This window comes from Paenibacillus sp. FSL R10-2199 (assembly GCF_038000235.1).
In the GTDB taxonomy this organism is placed as follows: Bacteria; Bacillota; Bacilli; order Paenibacillales; family Paenibacillaceae; genus Paenibacillus_AQ; species Paenibacillus_AQ phytohabitans.
Map to the genome: position 1 here is coordinate 1,734,949 of NZ_JBBOBO010000001.1, position 17,156 is coordinate 1,752,104.

Consider the following 17,156-nt stretch of genomic DNA (forward strand, 5'->3'; position numbering starts at 1 on the left):
AACAGAGGTGCTTTCCATGCTGACTAGGGAACAAATTCAGGAACTTTTGCAGCCGCTCACAGACCCGGAATCCGGAAAAAGCCTTGTCGAATTACAGCTGATCCGCGATATCATGATTAAAGAAGACCGGATCTCGCTATCTGTCGTGTGTCTTGACTCCGAGGAGAAGCAGCGTATGGAGCTGGAGCAGCAGGTTCGCGATCTGCTTACTGAAGGCGGAGCGGATAATATTCATATCCGTCTGCGTGATGCCACCGATTATGAACGCGCTATACTCCGTGGAGAGAGTGCAGAGGACGAGCGGGAATCAGAACAAGGCGAGAAGCTGAAAGGCCATGCAGCGGGCCTTGAGGGGCATGAGCTGATCAATGAGAATTCGGGCGTGAACTTCATCGCGATCGCCAGCGGCAAGGGGGGAGTGGGGAAGTCTACGGTGACGGTGAACCTTGCCGTAGCACTAGCCAGAAAAGGTAAAAAGGTCGGTCTGATCGACGCCGACATTTATGGCTTCAGTATCCCGGATATGATGGGCATTGAAGAGGGACCAGTCGTGGAAGAAGGTACCATTATTCCGGTGGAACGATTTGGAGTGAAGGTCATGTCGATGGGCTTCTTCATCCGTGAGAATAGTCCTGTTATCTGGAGAGGGCCGATGCTTGGCAAAATGCTGCGCCAGTTCTTCAGCGATGTAGGCTGGGGCGAGCTGGATTACCTGCTGCTGGATCTGCCTCCGGGAACGGGCGATGTGGCGCTTGACGTGCACCAGATGCTGCCGCACAGCAAGGAGATCATTGTAACCACCCCTCATGCTACGGCGGCCTTTGTGGCTGCCAGAGCAGGCTCTATGGCTCTGCAGACGGATCATGAGATTCTTGGGGTCATCGAGAATATGGCGTATTATGAATGTTCCTCCTGCGGCAAGAAAGATTATATCTTCGGACGCGGCGGAGGTGCCCGTCTGGCCGAAACGCTGCATACAGAGCTGCTGGCCCAGGTGCCGCTCGGTGCACCGGACAACCATATCTCTGAGCCTGATTTCTCACCGTCAGTGTATAAGGCGGATACGCCAACCGGAGGGTTATTTGCAGAAATTGCAGACAAGCTGATCGCTAAGTACGAGGAGTAAGCGCTGAGTAATTTGTTTGCAACACAAAAAAGGCCTGTCCCATATGGGGCAAGGCCTTTTTTGAATAGAATGTATGTTATTTTAGGAGCCGGAATCATCTCCGCCTTCCTGCTTCTGACTGTCGCCCCCGCTTTCTTGTTCCTCTCCGCCGCCCCCGCCGCCTTTTTCGGCATCCTTTTTCTGTACCTTAGGCTGCAGCTCTTCCTGTACTACAGTTTTGAGCAGATCAAGCACTTCCATACGGAAGAGCGGGTTCTGCATGGCCTCCTGCATAATGGTCATGGATTGCTTGCGGTAATCGGAAGTCTTAGTAAGGTCGAGGAACATCTTCATCATTTCAGGCGATTTCATAATTTCTTCGACAGACTTTTGATAAGTGGGGTCCTTGATTAATTGAAGATGCAATTCCTTGCTCTGCGTATTAATCGCTTTGGCGAACTCCCCGGCAAACTGCGGGTCCGTCATGATCTTTTCGATTTCCTTCTGGTACTCAGGAGCTGTGATGGTGTCTTTAACCGCGATCCGGATCTGCTCGGTTGTTTGCATCGGCATCATTTTCATGCTCAGCCCGCTTGTGCTGCTTTCACCCGAGCTGGGGGTGGAGAGGGCCTCCTCAACCGCTTTTTTTCCCTCATCACTTTTCAATATATCTACAACCATCGTCTTCATTTCCTTATATCCGCCCTGTCCGGAAGAAGAACTGCTGCTCTGTTCGCCTCCGCAGGCCGTTAAGGCCATAACCAAGCCGAGTGCCAAGCCTCCAGACCACAAAGTCCTCCATTTCATTGGCGCTGCCCTCCTTTATAGAGTTACTGACTGTAGTATGCCGCGGGGGCACACATTTATGTTGGAGTGTAATGGTTTTTTGACGGTAACCTTGGTAAAATAAATCTGACACGGGGAGGTGAAAGCGCTGAACTTAAGAAAATGGTTTTATTTATTCTGGACCACGCTTTTGATCGGAGCAGGAGGGGCCGTGATTGCCGGTCTTGCCCTGCAGATAGTCAATGGCGGAATCGATTTCAAGAGCACCGCCGACCTTTTACTTTACTCCCTGATCCTTTTTGGCTACGGAGTGCTCGTCAGTGTATATGCACAGCTGGGGTTCTTCGCTTATCTGATTCTTAATTACATGGGCACCGGCGTGTTCCCGCGCAAGGCATGGCGGTACATACAACTGGTGCTGGCAGTGCTCGCGCTGCTTGAACTGGTTTTCCTGCGTACATTTGTGAGCGGGGACCGGAGTGTTGCATCTGACCTGATTTTGGGTCTGGGGATTCTGCTTACCGCAATTATTGTTTCCTGGTTCAAAATGCGGGGTACCAATGCTTCAGCCTGGATTCCCACCTTTTTCTTTATGACCGCCATCACCATTGTTGAGATTATCGGTGTACTCCAGATCGGCGTAGATAGCGCCACCATTTTTATTCTGGTTCCGCTGGTCGCTTGCAATGCGTTCCAGATTTTGATGCTGCACCGGATTTTGAAACCGGCCTCAATTTAAAAGTCATAAACCAAAACCCCGCTCACCTGAATACACTCAGGGTGGCGGGGTTTTGGCATTGCTTGTGCGGAACGGTTAAAATCAACTTTAAGAGGTTAATCTTAAAGAACAGAGTGGAGGAGGGAATATATGAACATCAAGCGTTATATGATAAAAGACACAAGTGAAACACGCCTGAAGGACCTCGATCCCAATGAACGCGGTGAATTCAAATCCAAAGATGAAGCGGAAGCCAAAATGGAGAAGCTGAAGAAACGGCTGGCTGAGCTTCAGGATATCCTTTTTGCACAAAAGAAGCATTCCCTGCTCGTTATACTTCAAGGGATGGATTCCAGCGGGAAGGACGGGACCGTTAAGCATATTTTCTCCGGCATCAACCCGCAAGGGTTCATCGTTACCAGCTTCAAGAAGCCCTCTCTTGAGGAGGAAGCTCACGATTTCCTGTGGAGAGTCCATATGAAGACACCACCCAAAGGCTATATCGCTGCGTTCAACCGTTCACATTATGAAGATGTGCTGGTACCGCGTGTGCATGGCAGCCTGAAGAAAGAGGATGCCAAGCGGCGTTTCCGCTACATCCGCCAGTTTGAGGAAATGCTGGCGGAAGAGGGGACAACGGTAATCAAGCTCTTTCTGCATATCTCCAAGGAGAAGCAGCTGGAGAAGATCCAGGAGCGGCTTCATGATCCGGCGAAACATTGGAAGTTCGACGCCAGTGATCTGCAGGAGCGTGAATACTGGGACGATTATCAAAAGGCCTATGAAGATGTTTTTGAGCAAAGCAGCATAGAGAAAGCCCCGTGGTACTGGATTCCGGCGAATCACCGGTGGTACCGCAATTACCTGGCGCTGGCCATTGTGGTGAAAACGCTGGAGGGGCTTGACCTGAGTTATCCGAAACTAAATACACCTACTCCGGATATTTCCGAGCTTATTTCTCCGCGCCACTAACAGATAACTATCCCCTGCAGCGGCTGCGTTCAGAATAGGCCAGATCTACATGCCGGCAGCGTCTTCCAAGCCATTATCCAGCCAAGCGGAGTCGCGGACTTCCTTGCCTTCGGCACTGCTTTGGCTGATTAGTTCAGAGACAGTAACGAATTCATATCCCTGGCTGCGCAGCTTATCAATGATTTGCGGCAATGCCTCATGAGTCTGCTTACAGGAGTCACTGGCATGCAGCAGTACGATATCTCCGGGATGGGCCTTGCTCGTCACACGGTTCACGATATTATCCACACCGATATTCTTCCAGTCCAGCGAATCCGTATCCCATTGAATGACCTTATAACCAAGGTCAGAGGCGACCTGCAGCACTCTTTTGTCAAAATCGCCGTTAGGCATTCTGATCAGATTAGGCTGTGTTCCCGTCAGTTCGGTTAATACCGTATGGGCAGTAGTAATTTGCGTACGGATTTCTTCATTGCTCAGCGTACTGTAGTTCACATGCTTGTGGCCGTGGCTGCCAATCTCATATCCGGCGTCTTTGATGCTGGTGACAATCTCTGGATGGGTCTTACTCCAAGGGGAGGATAGAAAGAAGGTAGCCTTATCCACCTTTTTGTCTTCCAGCACCTTCAGGATCGGTTCCGGTCTCTTCTCCCCCCAGCTAATATCAAAGGTTAAGGCGATCAGCTTCTTTTCCGTCGGCACGCTGTAAATGGCGGAAGGGGCTGCTTCAGAGAAAACAGTAATATTACCCCTCTCGACATAGACGACGCCGGCGGTAAGAAGCGCAGCAGCAAAGATATAAATGAACCGTTTTATCTTTTTGCCGCTGAATACATAAAAAGAATTCATAATGTCAGCGCTCCTCTCCCATGCGAAATGCTTGTTTGTTCTAAATGTATGCTCGTACAGGGCGCTTATGACCGCAGATATAAAACCGCAGCAAATGCTTTTAAAGAGCGATATCATTTCAGGAGGTACACATGTTATCTTTTAATACGTTTATCAAAGATCTGGGAACGATCCGCAAAGCGCTGCTGACAGCAGCCTTGTTATTCATAGCCGGCGGAGTAATTGGCTGGATCGGTACGGGAAGTCTGCAGCAGCTGCTGAATGAGCAATTGAAAGGAATCAGCGAAATCAGCGGGAGCCTTAGAGAATCCTCTAATCCGCAATGGAGCTTTTTTGTATTTATCTTTCTGAACAACAGCATCAAAAGCGTGGTTATTATATTTCTAGGGGCACTGTTTGGAATATTGCCGGTGTTCTTCCTGCTGATTAACGGTGCAGTCATTGGTTATCTCATTCATCTGTCCGCAATACAGGGACAGGACCTGTTCACCCTGATTGTAAAAGGATTGCTGCCGCACGGGATTATCGAGATTCCGGCAATCATTATTGCCTGTGCCTTTGGTCTGAGATTCGGAGGCAAAGCGTTATCTGCCCTGTTTCGGGCGGGAAAGAGGAATGAGAGGGAAGCAGACCATTGGCAGGCGTTCATGCGGCAGACTTTTACCGCTTCGGTATGGATAGTTATTCTGCTGTTCATCGCGGCAATTATTGAGAGTACAATTACATTTTCACTTTTATCATAAAATTTATGGGAATTGAGCATAACATTAAAAGCCAAATAAATTGGTCCCATAGTCGGAATTTGGATATAAAGAGACCATAATGGAATTTTTTATAATTATGGTTATAGATCCTATGCTCCGGTTAATCTAGTGTAAGCAGTACAATTGGAGCTTCCCACATCGAATGGTCTATTTTCTACAGTAGAAGACACGGCATTTGATGGTTGTTGATAGCTATGAATTTCATGAAGGAGGCCAAGCATATGCTCGGGATGTTGTTCAATGAGAAGGAATGCAAGGAGCTGGACTATGTTTTGCGCAAAGAGCTGGATGAAATGCTTCTGGATTTGAGCGATCAGCGTTTAGATCAGAATATCAGACACGCTATTGCCAATCGATATAAAACCGTATTCCGTATGTATGCACGTTTTGCCCCACAGAAGGAGTTGTCCAAGTACGCGTGGGGAGGACGTTCCTCACAGTTCAAACATTGAATTCTAAAGGCTATAAGACCAGAACAAATAAAATTAACCTAATAGCTTGACTAAAAGGGAGCCGGCATGATACATTATATCTCGCGCTCCTTTTGAATGTTTAAAAGGGTGCTGCAGGCAGGAAATAATGAAAAATACCTTTTTCAAAAAAAAGCTTGCCAAACAACGAAACACTATGATATATTATAAAGGTCGCCGCTGAGATGCGGTGAAGAGCTAAGATGAGACATTGATCTTTGAAAACTGAACAACGAGTGAGTAGGAAATCACGAAAGTGACTTCCAAAAAAGAGAATGAAAATTCTCGTCAGATGTTTCAAAATGAGCAATCGCTCTTTCTAAATACAATTTGGAGAGTTTGATCCTGGCTCAGGACGAACGCTGGCGGCATGCCTAATACATGCAAGTCGAGCGGAGTTTGAATGGAAGCTTGCTTCCATTCATGCTTAGCGGCGGACGGGTGAGTAACACGTAGGCAACCTGCCCTCAAGACTGGGATAACTACCGGAAACGGTAGCTAATACCGGATAATTTCTTTCCTCTCCTGAAGAGAGAATGAAAGGCGGAGCAATCTGCCACTTGGGGATGGGCCTGCGGCGCATTAGCTAGTTGGTGGGGTAACGGCTCACCAAGGCGACGATGCGTAGCCGACCTGAGAGGGTGAACGGCCACACTGGGACTGAGACACGGCCCAGACTCCTACGGGAGGCAGCAGTAGGGAATCTTCCGCAATGGGCGAAAGCCTGACGGAGCAATGCCGCGTGAGTGATGAAGGTTTTCGGATCGTAAAGCTCTGTTGCCAGGGAAGAACGTCCGGTAGAGTAACTGCTACCGGAGTGACGGTACCTGAGAAGAAAGCCCCGGCTAACTACGTGCCAGCAGCCGCGGTAATACGTAGGGGGCAAGCGTTGTCCGGAATTATTGGGCGTAAAGCGCGCGCAGGCGGTCATTTAAGTCTGGTGTTTAAACCTTGGGCTCAACCTGGGGTCGCACTGGAAACTGGGTGACTTGAGTACAGAAGAGGAAAGTGGAATTCCACGTGTAGCGGTGAAATGCGTAGATATGTGGAGGAACACCAGTGGCGAAGGCGACTTTCTGGGCTGTAACTGACGCTGAGGCGCGAAAGCGTGGGGAGCAAACAGGATTAGATACCCTGGTAGTCCACGCCGTAAACGATGAGTGCTAGGTGTTAGGGGTTTCGATACCCTTGGTGCCGAAGTTAACACAGTAAGCACTCCGCCTGGGGAGTACGGTCGCAAGACTGAAACTCAAAGGAATTGACGGGGACCCGCACAAGCAGTGGAGTATGTGGTTTAATTCGAAGCAACGCGAAGAACCTTACCAGGTCTTGACATCCCGATGAAAGCATTAGAGATAGTGCCCCTCTTCGGAGCATCGGAGACAGGTGGTGCATGGTTGTCGTCAGCTCGTGTCGTGAGATGTTGGGTTAAGTCCCGCAACGAGCGCAACCCTTGACTTTAGTTGCCAGCAGGTAAGGCTGGGCACTCTAGAGTGACTGCCGGTGACAAACCGGAGGAAGGTGGGGATGACGTCAAATCATCATGCCCCTTATGACCTGGGCTACACACGTACTACAATGGCCGGTACAACGGGAAGCGAAACCGCGAGGTGGAGCCAATCCCAGCAAAGCCGGTCTCAGTTCGGATTGCAGGCTGCAACTCGCCTGCATGAAGTCGGAATTGCTAGTAATCGCGGATCAGCATGCCGCGGTGAATACGTTCCCGGGTCTTGTACACACCGCCCGTCACACCACGAGAGTTTACAACACCCGAAGTCGGTGGGGTAACCCGCAAGGGAGCCAGCCGCCGAAGGTGGGGTAGATGATTGGGGTGAAGTCGTAACAAGGTAGCCGTATCGGAAGGTGCGGCTGGATCACCTCCTTTCTATGGAGAATCGTCACCTGCAACGGTGACATTCAAATCGGAAGCTAAGCTTCCATAATAGAACCTTCGGGTTCGGACACTCACTCGTGTTCAGTTTTGAAAGAGCAAGTCTCTTTCGTATGCGTTTGGTGGCGATAGCGGAGGGGTTCCACACGTACCCATCCCGAACACGACCGTTAAGCCCTCCAGCGCCGATGGTACTTGGACCGAAGGGTCCTGGGAGAGTAGGACGCCGCCAAGCGAACAATCAATTTATTGGTTGATTCACAATGTTATCTGTTATATGGGCTTTTAGCTCAGTTGGTTAGAGCGCACCTCTGATAAGGGTGAGGTCGGTGGTTCGAGTCCACCAAGGCCCACCATATAACGTTTTAGAATTGAATACCTCTATGGGGCCATAGCTCAGCTGGGAGAGCGCCTGCCTTGCAAGCAGGAGGTCAGCGGTTCGATCCCGCTTGGCTCCACCAATACTTCTTTACAAGATTATATGCAAGAACTTGATCCTTGAAAACTGGATACCGAAACGAATTTGCGTTTTAGAACATCTTTTAGCTGAAACTTGTGTAAGCAAGTTGAAATAGTTATTAGTTGCTACAGCGATTTTCCTAACGGAAAACGCATTGGTTAAGCTAATAAGAGCACACGGAGGATGCCTAGGCGCCAGGAGCCGACGAAGGACGTGGCGAACAACGAAACTGCCTCGGGGAGCTGTAAGCAAGCTTTGATCCGGGGGTGTCCGAATGGGGAAACCCAGCTGTGGTAATTCGCAGTTACTCGTATCTGAATACATAGGATACGCAGAGGCAGACCAGGGGAACTGAAACATCTAAGTACCCTGAGGAAGAGAAAACAATAGTGATTCCGTCAGTAGCGGCGAGCGAACGCGGAACAGCCTAAACCAAGGGGCTTGCCTCTTGGGGTTGTGGGACGTCTCACATGGAGTTACAAAGGAATATGGTAGGCGAAGAGGTCTGGAAAGGCCCGCGATAGAGGTAAAAGCCCTGTAGCCTAAACTGTGTTCTCTCCGAGACGGATCCCGAGTAGTGCGGGGCACGTGAAACCCCGTATGAATCCAGCAGGACCATCTGCTAAGGCTAAATACTACCTGGCGACCGATAGTGAAACAGTACCGTGAGGGAAAGGTGAAAAGCACCCCGGAAGGGGAGTGAAATAGAACCTGAAACCGTGTGCTTACAAAAAGTCAGAGCCCGATCTATGGGTGATGGCGTGCCTTTTGTAGAATGAACCGGCGAGTTACGTTTAACATGCAAGGTTAAGGTGAGAAGCCGGAGCCGCAGCGAAAGCGAGTCTGAATAGGGCGATTGAGTATGTGGACGTAGACCCGAAACCGTGTGATCTACCCCTGTCCAGGGTGAAGGTGCGGTAACACGCACTGGAGGCCCGAACCCACGCATGTTGAAAAATGCGGGGATGAGGTGGGGGTAGCGGAGAAATTCCAATCGAACTCGGAGATAGCTGGTTCTCCCCGAAATAGCTTTAGGGCTAGCCTCGGTGAATGGAGTGGTGGAGGTAGAGCACTGATTGGGTGCGGGGCCCGCAAGGGTTACCAAGCTCAGTCAAACTCCGAATGCCATTAACTTCTTGCCGGGAGTCAGACAGTGAGTGCTAAGATCCATTGTCAAAAGGGAAACAGCCCAGACCATCAGCTAAGGTCCCCAAGTGTGTGTTAAGTGGGAAAGGATGTGGAGTTGCACAGACAACCAGGATGTTGGCTTAGAAGCAGCCACCATTGAAAGAGTGCGTAATAGCTCACTGGTCGAGTGACTCTGCGCCGAAAATGTAACGGGGCTAAACACACCACCGAAGCTATGGCTAGATGCTTTGCATCTGGGGTAGGGGAGCGTTGTATGCAGGTTGAAGGTGTACCGTAAGGAGCGCTGGACAGCATACAAGTGAGAATGCCGGTATGAGTAACGAAAAGATCAGTGAGAATCTGATCCGCCGAAAGCCCAAGGTTTCCTGAGGAAGGCTCGTCCGCTCAGGGTAAGTCGGGACCTAAGGCGAGGCCGAAAGGCGTAGTCGAAGGACAACAGTTTGAAATTACTGTACCACCGTAATCCGCTATGAGCGATGGGGTGACGCAGGAGGGTAGTGACGCGGACTGATGGATATGTCCGTCTAAGCAGTGAGGCTGATGTGTAGGCAAATCCGCACATCACTAAGGCTGGGCTGTGATGGGGAGCGAAAATTGTAGTAGCGAAGGTCATGATCTCACACTGCCAAGAAAAGCCTCTAGCCAGGAGAAGGTGCCCGTACCGCAAACCGACACAGGTAGGCGAGAAGAGAATTCTAAGGCGCGCGGAAGAACTCTCGTTAAGGAACTCGGCAAAATGACCTCGTAACTTCGGGAGAAGAGGTGCCTCGGTAGGGTGAATAGCCCGAGGGGGCCGCAGTGAAAAGGCCCAAGCGACTGTTTAGCAAAAACACAGGTCTGTGCGAAGCCGCAAGGCGAAGTATACGGGCTGACGCCTGCCCGGTGCTGGAAGGTTAAGGGGAGTGGTTAGGGGTTAAACCCGAAGCTGTGAACCGAAGCCCCAGTAAACGGCGGCCGTAACTATAACGGTCCTAAGGTAGCGAAATTCCTTGTCAGGTAAATTCTGACCCGCACGAATGGCGTAACGACTTGGGCGCTGTCTCAACGAGAGATCCGGTGAAATTTTAATACCTGTGAAGATGCAGGTTACCCGCGACAAGACGGAAAGACCCCATGGAGCTTTACTGCAGCTTGATATTGAATTTGGGTACGATCTGTACAGGATAGGTGGGAGCCGGTGAGGCAGGAGCGCAAGCTTCTGCGGAGGCGCCGTTGGGATACCACCCTGATCGTATCTAGGTTCTAACCTAGTGCCCTAATCGGGTACGGGGACCGTGTCAGGCGGGCAGTTTGACTGGGGCGGTCGCCTCCTAAAGAGTAACGGAGGCGTTCAAAGGTTCCCTCAGAATGGTTGGAAATCATTCGCAGAGTGCAAAGGCATAAGGGAGCTTGACTGCGAGACCTACAAGTCGAGCAGGGACGAAAGTCGGACTTAGTGATCCGGTGGTACCGCATGGAAGGGCCATCGCTCAACGGATAAAAGCTACCCTGGGGATAACAGGCTTATCTCCCCCAAGAGTCCACATCGACGGGGAGGTTTGGCACCTCGATGTCGGCTCATCGCATCCTGGGGCTGAAGTAGGTCCCAAGGGTTGGGCTGTTCGCCCATTAAAGCGGTACGCGAGCTGGGTTCAGAACGTCGTGAGACAGTTCGGTCCCTATCTGTCGTGGGCGCAGGAAATTTGAGAGGAGCTGTCCTTAGTACGAGAGGACCGGGATGGACGTACCGCTGGTGCATCAGTTGTTCCGCCAGGAGCATGGCTGAGTAGCTACGTACGGACGGGATAAGCGCTGAAAGCATCTAAGCGTGAAGCCCCCCTCAAGATGAGATTTCCCAATTAGTAAGACCCCTTGAAGACGACGAGGTAGATAGGTTGGAGGTGGAAGTGCAGCAATGCATGGAGCTGACCAATACTAATCGGTCGAGGGCTTATCCAAATTTTTTAGAGCGCAGATTCGTTTCGGATTCAGTTTTCAGGAATCAATTCCTGAAGCATTTACGCTGTAAATGCCCGTTTGGTGGCGATAGCGGAGGGGTTCCACGCGTACCCATCCCGAACACGACCGTTAAGCCCTCCAGCGCCGATGGTACTTGGACCGAAGGGTCCTGGGAGAGTAGGACGCTGCCAAGCGGACAATATTCCCTGATAGCTCAGTTGGTAGAGCACTCGACTGTTAATCGAGTTGTCACAGGTTCGAGTCCTGTTCGGGGAGCCATGCTCTCATAGCTCAGCAGGTAGAGTGCTTCCATGGTAAGGAAGAGGTCACCGGTTCGAATCCGGTTGAGAGCTCCACAGATTTACTAAGGCCCGTTGGTCAAGGGGTTAAGACACCTCCCTTTCACGGAGGTAACATGGGTTCGAATCCCATACGGGTCACCAATTTTTATGGGATGAGAATTCCCAGGGTTCGTTGAAGCATAGGCTTCGTGAGGAATACTTCGCAATCTCGTAACGGAGTGAAGAGTATCCCATACGGGTCACCAATTTTTATACCCCTTTGGGTCACCATACATATGGAGGCTTAGCTCAGCTGGGAGAGCATCTGCCTTACAAGCAGAGGGTCGGGGGTTCGAACCCCTCAGCCTCCACCATAATTTTCTTGATATTTGTGGGAGATTGTGGGCATTATATAGGTATCTATTGTAGGGGATTCGCCAAGCGGTAAGGCAACGGACTCTGACTCCGTCATCATAGGTTCGAATCCTATATCCCCTGCCAATTGCGAGCCATTAGCTCAGTTGGTAGAGCACCTGACTTTTAATCAGGGTGTCGAAGGTTCGAGTCCTTCATGGCTCACTTTTATTAGTTTTATGCGCGTGTGGCGGAATGGCAGACGCACCAGACTTAGGATCTGGCGTCGTAAGACGTGGGGGTTCAAGTCCCTTCACGCGCACCACTTGTTTGCGGACGTGGCTCAGCGGTAGAGCATCGCCTTGCCAAGGCGAGGGTCGCGGGTTCGATTCCCGTCGTCCGCTCCATAATTTTTGCGCCCTTAGCTCAGCTGGATAGAGCGTTTGACTACGAATCAAAAGGTCGGGAGTTCGAATCTCTCAGGGCGCGCCATTTATAACTTCATCGGGATGTAGCTCAGCTTGGTAGAGCACCTGGTTTGGGACCAGGGGGTCGCATGTTCAAATCGTGTCATCCCGATATTTCACCTTTGCGGGTGTAGTTCAATGGTAGAACTTCAGCCTTCCAAGCTGATAGCGTGGGTTCGATTCCCATCACCCGCTCCATATTAAATTTCATAGTTTCGGGATGTAGCTCAGCTTGGTAGAGCACCTGGTTTGGGACCAGGGGGTCGCATGTTCAAATCGTGTCATCCCGATAACACAGCTAATAGCTGGCAATGAACTCTTACTTCGGTAAGAGTTTTTTGTTGCGTTATTAAAGGAACATATGTTCCTTTAATCGTCTAAAAAAAAGACAACCTCTGCCGGGATGCCGATCCTTGCATAATAGCTCTGTAAAGATTCATCCTGCTCGATAGAAGTTCCAGCGGATAGCAGCTTCACTGCGAATATATTGGCCTGACGCTCCAGCTTCCCCGGTGAGAAAAAAGAGTTTTCCTCCAGAAAAAAACGGTTGACCCCTTTATGCAGACGGTCATGAGCCAATTCATGCGCACATACAAACCGCTGCCACTCCAGAGGCAGCTCATTATGAATGACGATAAACCTTCTTCTTAACTTACGGTAATACAAGCCCTTGGTGCCTTCGCCCAGATTGATGAATCTGATGTGAATGCCGAGGGCCCCAGCCAGCTCGAAGGGGTTGTTGGTTTTATATTTTTTGACCAGACGCTTGATTAGCTCATCCATATTCTTCACCCGCAGCATGTTAATAGTTGTATGATTGCCTGGCTATTCCTTCGTACCTGAATCGTGCTTGGGCTTGGTTCTTTTGTTCATCTGCTTGGCCTCCCAGAATAGGCCTGTTAATACATCCTTGATCCGCTGCTTATCCTCCTTGTTCAGTGGGATTCCGTCGAACATCAGCTCGCCATCATCCTCAAGCATTTGACGGAAATCCCGTTTATCCTTACTCGTAGCCCATGCGGGCACTGACCCTCCAGTACTGCTCTGTGATTCGGTTAAATGACCGGCATGGCCCATAAGCTCCTCATAAGAGACATCGGTCGCTTCAGCAATCTTACGCAGTGTAGCCGGCTTAGGGACGCCCCGCAGTCCATTCTCTATCCGCGAAATTTGTGCTCCGCTAATCCCGGCAAGGGATGCCAACTGATTGATTGTCAGTCCCTTTCCTTCCCGTAGCTGTTTCAGATAGTTCCCGAATTCCTCTGCCATCGTTAACCACTCCTTATCACCTAATAAGCTGTTGCTATTAATATAAGCTATTTATGCCAATAGGTAAACAATAAAGCGGCTATTATTGCCAAAAGGTAAGATAAATAATGAATATAGCTTGTTTATGCTCTAAAACGGGCCTAAATGGCATTTTACGGAATTGGCAGATAAGTGGTATATTATTGAAAAATGCGAACAACATACGAACAAGTAGAATTCTACCACATTTCGCTGGAAAGGTCCGCAATAAAGTTCTCAAATCTGTATGACATCAAAAGGAGTGGTTAACATGATGATTCTAGCTTCGCTGCCCGAGCTTGACCGCCGTCTTACTCAGGTCACTATAGAGAATATGCTGGAGAAATACCGTATTTTTAAGACCGTAACTTTCGAGGCTAAAGAGGCCGGGATTACGTACTCCTATACGGAAAGATTCCATGGCGCGACTAACTCGGTTACGGATCAGACGGCGGCCATAGCAACTCATAATGTGGATGTGCCAGCTGCAAGAAGAGCATACTGTGCAATGATAGATTCCGTAGTAGAGAGACTTACACTTAGAGAACAGCAGCTTGTGCGGGAGCGTTACTTGCGCAGAGAGGAGAGCTACGACTACACGATCTATAATCATGTGTTTGATCCCCCGGTGAGCAAGGACACTTATGTGAAAATAAGGTCGAAGGCGTTCTATAAGATGGCGCTGGCGCTCGCAGATCTGCAGTTGTTGTCATTAGCTTCGCTAGAGAAAACATCAGGGACCCGGAAAGAGAAATAGCAGACTGTCTGCTGAAGCTGAACCTTTTCGCAGAAATAGTTTGGAGATTCGGTTGTTTAGATAATAAGAAGTACACGAAGCCGTGTTGCCCAATGGGTGATGCGGCTTTTTTTGCGGCACCACTGGTACCTCCTTTTTTCATCCCAAGGGTCTCCGGAAGTTAGTCCTTTCTCCTCTATAATAGCGTCTGCGCAAGGATTCAAAGGGTCTATATTTATAACATGGCAAATGAAGCAGAAGGACACCGCAGGAGCATGAATGCTCTACAAGATACAGTCCCTTGGGGGCTGAGGCACAAGTGTGGTGAAAGTTCCTTCAGCAGTTGCCTAATACAAGGCGGATATTATTCTTGTCAGGAAAGTATCCGTTTGTAATTTCAAGGAAGGGGGGAGGGATTATCACAACTAATCATGAGAGGAATGAAATCATGACTGTACAACAATTGCGGGAGAACATCACAGATGCGCTGGCAGAGTATTATCCGGATGTACCTGTCTATGTGGAAGGGGACAAGCCGCAGTCAGCCTACTTCAAACCGGGGCTCATCTCAGCAACCTACGACCGGCAGCGTGAAGGCAGATACATGGCGGTGTACCGTTTCGGTATCCGCTACGAGCAGGGAAGTCTGCTGGATGCAGAGAGCATGGCGGACGGCTTGTGTGAAGCGCTGGCGGCCAGGGAAAGCGGGAATTCTTCTTTTCGTGTGATTCGCCAGTCATGGGAGGCAGGAGCAGAGGGACATGGGCCGCTGTTCACAGTGGACTATATGCTCTATCTCCAGAAGCAGAAGCAGCCGCAGGGCGAGTCAGAACTGATGGGTCACTTCACAGAAGGAGCACGGCTGAAATGAGTTCAAAGGAAACGAATGCAAGTGAGCTGAAGCGGGGCGGGGAAGAGCAGAATGCTTTTGGCAAGAAGCAGATTATGGGTTCTGTCGTATACACGCCGAAGGAAAAAGATGTACTGGAAGTAGTTCTGCAAGAGAGCGGGAGCTACACCCTGGAAGAGGTTAAGCAATTAATGGAGCTTTATCTAAATAAGGAGGTTATCTAATGGCTGGAGGAACATGGACAACACAAAACAAGGTGCGTCCGGGGGTATATGTAAATGTGGCTTCGAACGGAAGCGTGTCAGGTAAAATGGGGGAACGCGGTACGGCGGCCCTGGCGCTTACGCTGCCTTGGGGACAAGCTGGAGTCATTCTTAAGCTTACTGCCCAGGATGATTTCAAGCAGAAGCTAGGGTTTGATCTGACAGATTCGCAGCTGCTGCCGGTAAGAGAGGTGCTGAAACGGGCAGGTACGCTGCTGCTCTACCGCTTGAATCAGGGAGTTAAGGCTACTGTCACCAATAACGGGGTTCAGGCTACAGCGCTGTATGGCGGGGAACGCGGAAACGCACTCAAGATCGTTATCGAAAAGAATATCGACGACAACGCTCAGTTCGATGTGCGGACTTTGCTTGAGAATACAGAGGTGGACAAGCAGACAGTAGCTGCGGCTGCCGGGCTGACTGCGAACGACTATGTAGAATTTAAGCCGAATGGACCCGGTGCGCTGACATTAACAGCTGGAATGCCGCTTGTAAGCGGTGCGAATGGTACGGTAACGAATGCAGAACATAGCGACTTCCTGGCGGCGCTGGAGGTTCAGGACTTCCAGACTGTGGGGCTGGTATCCGGGGATAACACACTCAAGGCGCTATATAGCGCTTATGTGAAGCGTCTGCGCAATACGGAAGGCAAGAAGGTCCAGGCGGTATTGTCCGATTATGCTACGGCTGACCATGAGGGCATTATCAGTGTGGCAAACGGTGTAGTGCTGAGTGATGGAACCGTGGTGGATAAAGCGCATGCCGTGGCTTGGGTAGCCGGTGCTACTGCCGCCGCTGCAGTGAACGAATCTCTGACTTATCAGGCCTATGATGATGCCGTTGACGCGGATGTGCGCTTCAGCCATTCCGAGACCGTAGCCGCGCTTACAGACGGTGAACTGCTCTTTACGTATAATGGCGGCCGGGCTGTGGTCGAGCAGGATATCAACACGTTCACTTCCTTTTTACCAGACAAGGGGAAGGCATTCTCCAAGAACCGTGTGCTGCGCGTGCTGGATGGAATCGCCGGAGATTTGAAGCGGATTTTTGAGAATTACTTCATCGGTAAATTGCCGAATAATGAAGACGGGCGTGCGCTGTTCTGGTCGCAGTGCGTTACCTATATGAATGATCTGCAGAACCTGGGGGCGATTGAGAACTTCAACGCACAGAGCGATATTGTAGTTACCCCGGGAGCGGACAGTGACAGTGTTGTACTGGATGTGGCTGTGAAGCCGGTGGATTCCGTAGAAAAAGTATATATGAAAGTGAAGGTGGTTTAAGATGACATTCTTGAAAGCCAGCGATACGCTATCCGGCCAGGAGGGCCGGGCCTATGCCACAATTAACGGACAGACGGAAGAAATGTTCTATGTAAAAACGCTGGAGGCCACGGTGGAGAAGCAGAAGGCGGAAGTGAAAACGCTTGGCCGCCGCGGGGTGCAGCATAAGGCAACCGGATGGTCGGGCAGCGGTACGATGACGATTTTCTATATGACGAGCCGTTTCCGCCAAATGATGCTGGAATACATGAAGACGGGGATTGACCAATATTTCAGTATTATTGTGACGAATGAAGATCCGTCCTCTACAGTTGGCGCGCAGCGCATCATGCTGAAGGATGTTAATCTGGACAGTGTCATTATGGCCTCGCTGGATACGGAATCGGATGCGCTTGAGGAAGAGGTCAGCTTTACCTTTGAGGATGTGGAATTGGTTCAGCCCTTCAGTGCCCCGGCAAATTCCGGCCAATAAGATTAAGCAGGCATATCCATAGACAACAGCTGGAAAGACCCGGGCGTATTATATGCCGGCG

14 protein-coding genes, 14 tRNA genes and 4 rRNA genes are annotated in these 17,156 nt (G+C 50.2%); 28 read left to right on the top strand and 4 right to left on the bottom strand.

The genetic code is table 11. The annotated features are described in order from the left end of the window. The first annotated feature begins 16 nt into the window (after positions 1–16). Complete coding sequence (locus tag NYE33_RS07670; protein ID WP_336102768.1) at positions 17–1,126, top strand: Mrp/NBP35 family ATP-binding protein; 1,110 nt, start codon at positions 17–19, stop codon at positions 1,124–1,126. Between the two features lie 81 nt (positions 1,127–1,207). On the opposite strand, the gene gerD is transcribed toward NYE33_RS07670, so the two are convergent. Continuing rightward, positions 1,208–1,912, bottom strand: coding sequence for a spore germination lipoprotein GerD (gene gerD, locus NYE33_RS07675; protein ID WP_042140123.1), 705 nt, complete (start codon positions 1,910–1,912; stop codon positions 1,208–1,210). A 127-nt stretch (positions 1,913–2,039) separates the two neighbouring features. On the opposite strand from gerD, the gene NYE33_RS07680 reads away from it, so the two are divergent. Beyond that, a complete protein-coding gene (locus NYE33_RS07680) occupies positions 2,040–2,630 on the top strand; it encodes a KinB-signaling pathway activation protein (RefSeq protein ID WP_341068615.1) in 591 nt (196 codons plus the stop codon). A 129-nt stretch (positions 2,631–2,759) separates the two neighbouring features. Then, on the top strand, positions 2,760–3,581 hold the full coding sequence (locus NYE33_RS07685; RefSeq protein ID WP_341065325.1) for a PPK2 family polyphosphate kinase: 822 nt from the start codon (positions 2,760–2,762) through the stop codon (positions 3,579–3,581). A gap of 45 nt (positions 3,582–3,626) precedes the next feature. Here NYE33_RS07685 and pdaB read toward each other — a convergent pair whose 3' ends face one another. Beyond that, entirely contained in the window at positions 3,627–4,430 is an 804-nt protein-coding gene (pdaB, locus tag NYE33_RS07690) for a polysaccharide deacetylase family sporulation protein PdaB (RefSeq protein WP_042239954.1), read from the bottom strand. Positions 4,431–4,561: 131 nt separating this feature from the next. On the opposite strand from pdaB, the gene NYE33_RS07695 reads away from it, so the two are divergent. From NYE33_RS07695 to NYE33_RS07790, 20 genes are all read left to right on the top strand, one after another. Then, complete coding sequence (locus NYE33_RS07695) at positions 4,562–5,173, top strand: stage II sporulation protein M (protein WP_042140120.1); 612 nt, start codon at positions 4,562–4,564, stop codon at positions 5,171–5,173. Between the two features lie 242 nt (positions 5,174–5,415). Then, complete coding sequence (locus NYE33_RS07700; RefSeq protein ID WP_025336637.1) at positions 5,416–5,646, top strand: hypothetical protein; 231 nt, start codon at positions 5,416–5,418, stop codon at positions 5,644–5,646. A gap of 345 nt (positions 5,647–5,991) precedes the next feature. Beyond that, positions 5,992–7,549: ribosomal RNA gene (locus NYE33_RS07705) — 16S ribosomal RNA — on the top strand. Positions 7,550–7,673: 124 nt separating this feature from the next. Then, positions 7,674–7,790: ribosomal RNA gene (rrf, locus tag NYE33_RS07710) — 5S ribosomal RNA — on the top strand. Positions 7,791–7,834: 44 nt separating this feature from the next. Further along, positions 7,835–7,911: transfer RNA gene (locus NYE33_RS07715), tRNA-Ile, on the top strand. Between the two features lie 29 nt (positions 7,912–7,940). Beyond that, positions 7,941–8,016, top strand: a tRNA-Ala gene (locus tag NYE33_RS07720). Positions 8,017–8,171: 155 nt separating this feature from the next. Further along, positions 8,172–11,102: ribosomal RNA gene (locus NYE33_RS07725) — 23S ribosomal RNA — on the top strand. 77 nt (positions 11,103–11,179) lie between these two features. After that, a 5S ribosomal RNA gene (gene rrf / locus NYE33_RS07730) occupies positions 11,180–11,296 on the top strand. Together the 16S, 23S and 5S rRNA genes with 14 tRNA genes alongside form the textbook arrangement of a ribosomal RNA operon. A gap of 9 nt (positions 11,297–11,305) precedes the next feature. Further along, positions 11,306–11,381 (top strand) — tRNA-Asn (locus NYE33_RS07735). A gap of 1 nt (position 11,382) precedes the next feature. Next, positions 11,383–11,458, top strand: a tRNA-Thr gene (locus NYE33_RS07740). A gap of 12 nt (positions 11,459–11,470) precedes the next feature. After that, positions 11,471–11,545 (top strand) — tRNA-Glu (locus tag NYE33_RS07745). A 136-nt stretch (positions 11,546–11,681) separates the two neighbouring features. Continuing rightward, positions 11,682–11,757: transfer RNA gene (locus NYE33_RS07750), tRNA-Val, on the top strand. Between the two features lie 53 nt (positions 11,758–11,810). Then, positions 11,811–11,884: transfer RNA gene (locus NYE33_RS07755), tRNA-Gln, on the top strand. Positions 11,885–11,889: 5 nt separating this feature from the next. Then, positions 11,890–11,962: transfer RNA gene (locus NYE33_RS07760), tRNA-Lys, on the top strand. Between the two features lie 16 nt (positions 11,963–11,978). Continuing rightward, a tRNA-Leu gene (locus NYE33_RS07765) sits at positions 11,979–12,062 on the top strand. 7 nt (positions 12,063–12,069) lie between these two features. After that, a tRNA-Gly gene (locus NYE33_RS07770) sits at positions 12,070–12,144 on the top strand. Between the two features lie 8 nt (positions 12,145–12,152). Further along, a tRNA-Arg gene (locus NYE33_RS07775) sits at positions 12,153–12,229 on the top strand. A 13-nt stretch (positions 12,230–12,242) separates the two neighbouring features. Further along, a tRNA-Pro gene (locus NYE33_RS07780) sits at positions 12,243–12,316 on the top strand. 12 nt (positions 12,317–12,328) lie between these two features. Then, positions 12,329–12,402: transfer RNA gene (locus NYE33_RS07785), tRNA-Gly, on the top strand. An 18-nt stretch (positions 12,403–12,420) separates the two neighbouring features. Further along, positions 12,421–12,494, top strand: a tRNA-Pro gene (locus NYE33_RS07790). Between the two features lie 79 nt (positions 12,495–12,573). On the opposite strand, the gene NYE33_RS07795 is transcribed toward NYE33_RS07790, so the two are convergent. Together NYE33_RS07795 and NYE33_RS07800 are read right to left on the bottom strand one after the other, a co-directional pair. After that, positions 12,574–12,987: an ImmA/IrrE family metallo-endopeptidase gene (locus NYE33_RS07795; protein ID WP_039294354.1), complete on the bottom strand. Its 414-nt coding sequence runs from the start codon at positions 12,985–12,987 to the stop codon at positions 12,574–12,576. A 42-nt stretch (positions 12,988–13,029) separates the two neighbouring features. Continuing rightward, positions 13,030–13,473: a helix-turn-helix domain-containing protein gene (locus NYE33_RS07800; protein WP_039294154.1), complete on the bottom strand. Its 444-nt coding sequence runs from the start codon at positions 13,471–13,473 to the stop codon at positions 13,030–13,032. A gap of 292 nt (positions 13,474–13,765) precedes the next feature. Here NYE33_RS07800 and NYE33_RS07805 point away from each other — a divergent pair, with 292 nt between their 5' ends. The 5 genes from NYE33_RS07805 (at position 13,766) to NYE33_RS07825 (ending at position 17,095) form a co-directional block, all read left to right on the top strand. Next, the gene (locus NYE33_RS07805; RefSeq protein WP_042141716.1) at positions 13,766–14,248 is read left to right on the top strand and encodes an ArpU family phage packaging/lysis transcriptional regulator; all 483 of its coding nucleotides are present in this window, start codon (positions 13,766–13,768) and stop codon (positions 14,246–14,248) included. A gap of 427 nt (positions 14,249–14,675) precedes the next feature. After that, positions 14,676–15,098 carry a phage tail terminator family protein gene (locus NYE33_RS07810; RefSeq protein WP_341065327.1) on the top strand — a complete coding sequence of 141 codons (423 nt, stop codon included), beginning with the start codon at positions 14,676–14,678 and terminating at the stop codon, positions 15,096–15,098. After that, the gene (locus tag NYE33_RS07815; RefSeq protein WP_042140117.1) at positions 15,095–15,301 is read left to right on the top strand and encodes a hypothetical protein; all 207 of its coding nucleotides are present in this window, start codon (positions 15,095–15,097) and stop codon (positions 15,299–15,301) included. Before NYE33_RS07810 ends, NYE33_RS07815 begins: the two co-directional genes overlap by 4 nt. Beyond that, positions 15,301–16,623 carry a phage tail sheath family protein gene (locus NYE33_RS07820; RefSeq protein WP_341065334.1) on the top strand — a complete coding sequence of 441 codons (1,323 nt, stop codon included), beginning with the start codon at positions 15,301–15,303 and terminating at the stop codon, positions 16,621–16,623. The genes NYE33_RS07815 and NYE33_RS07820 overlap by 1 nt, the downstream gene beginning before the upstream one ends. Position 16,624: 1 nt before the next feature. Further along, positions 16,625–17,095 (top strand): phage tail tube protein, encoded by a 471-nt coding sequence (locus tag NYE33_RS07825; protein WP_039294168.1) that lies wholly within the window; start codon positions 16,625–16,627, stop codon positions 17,093–17,095. The last annotated feature ends 61 nt before the right edge of the window (positions 17,096–17,156 follow it).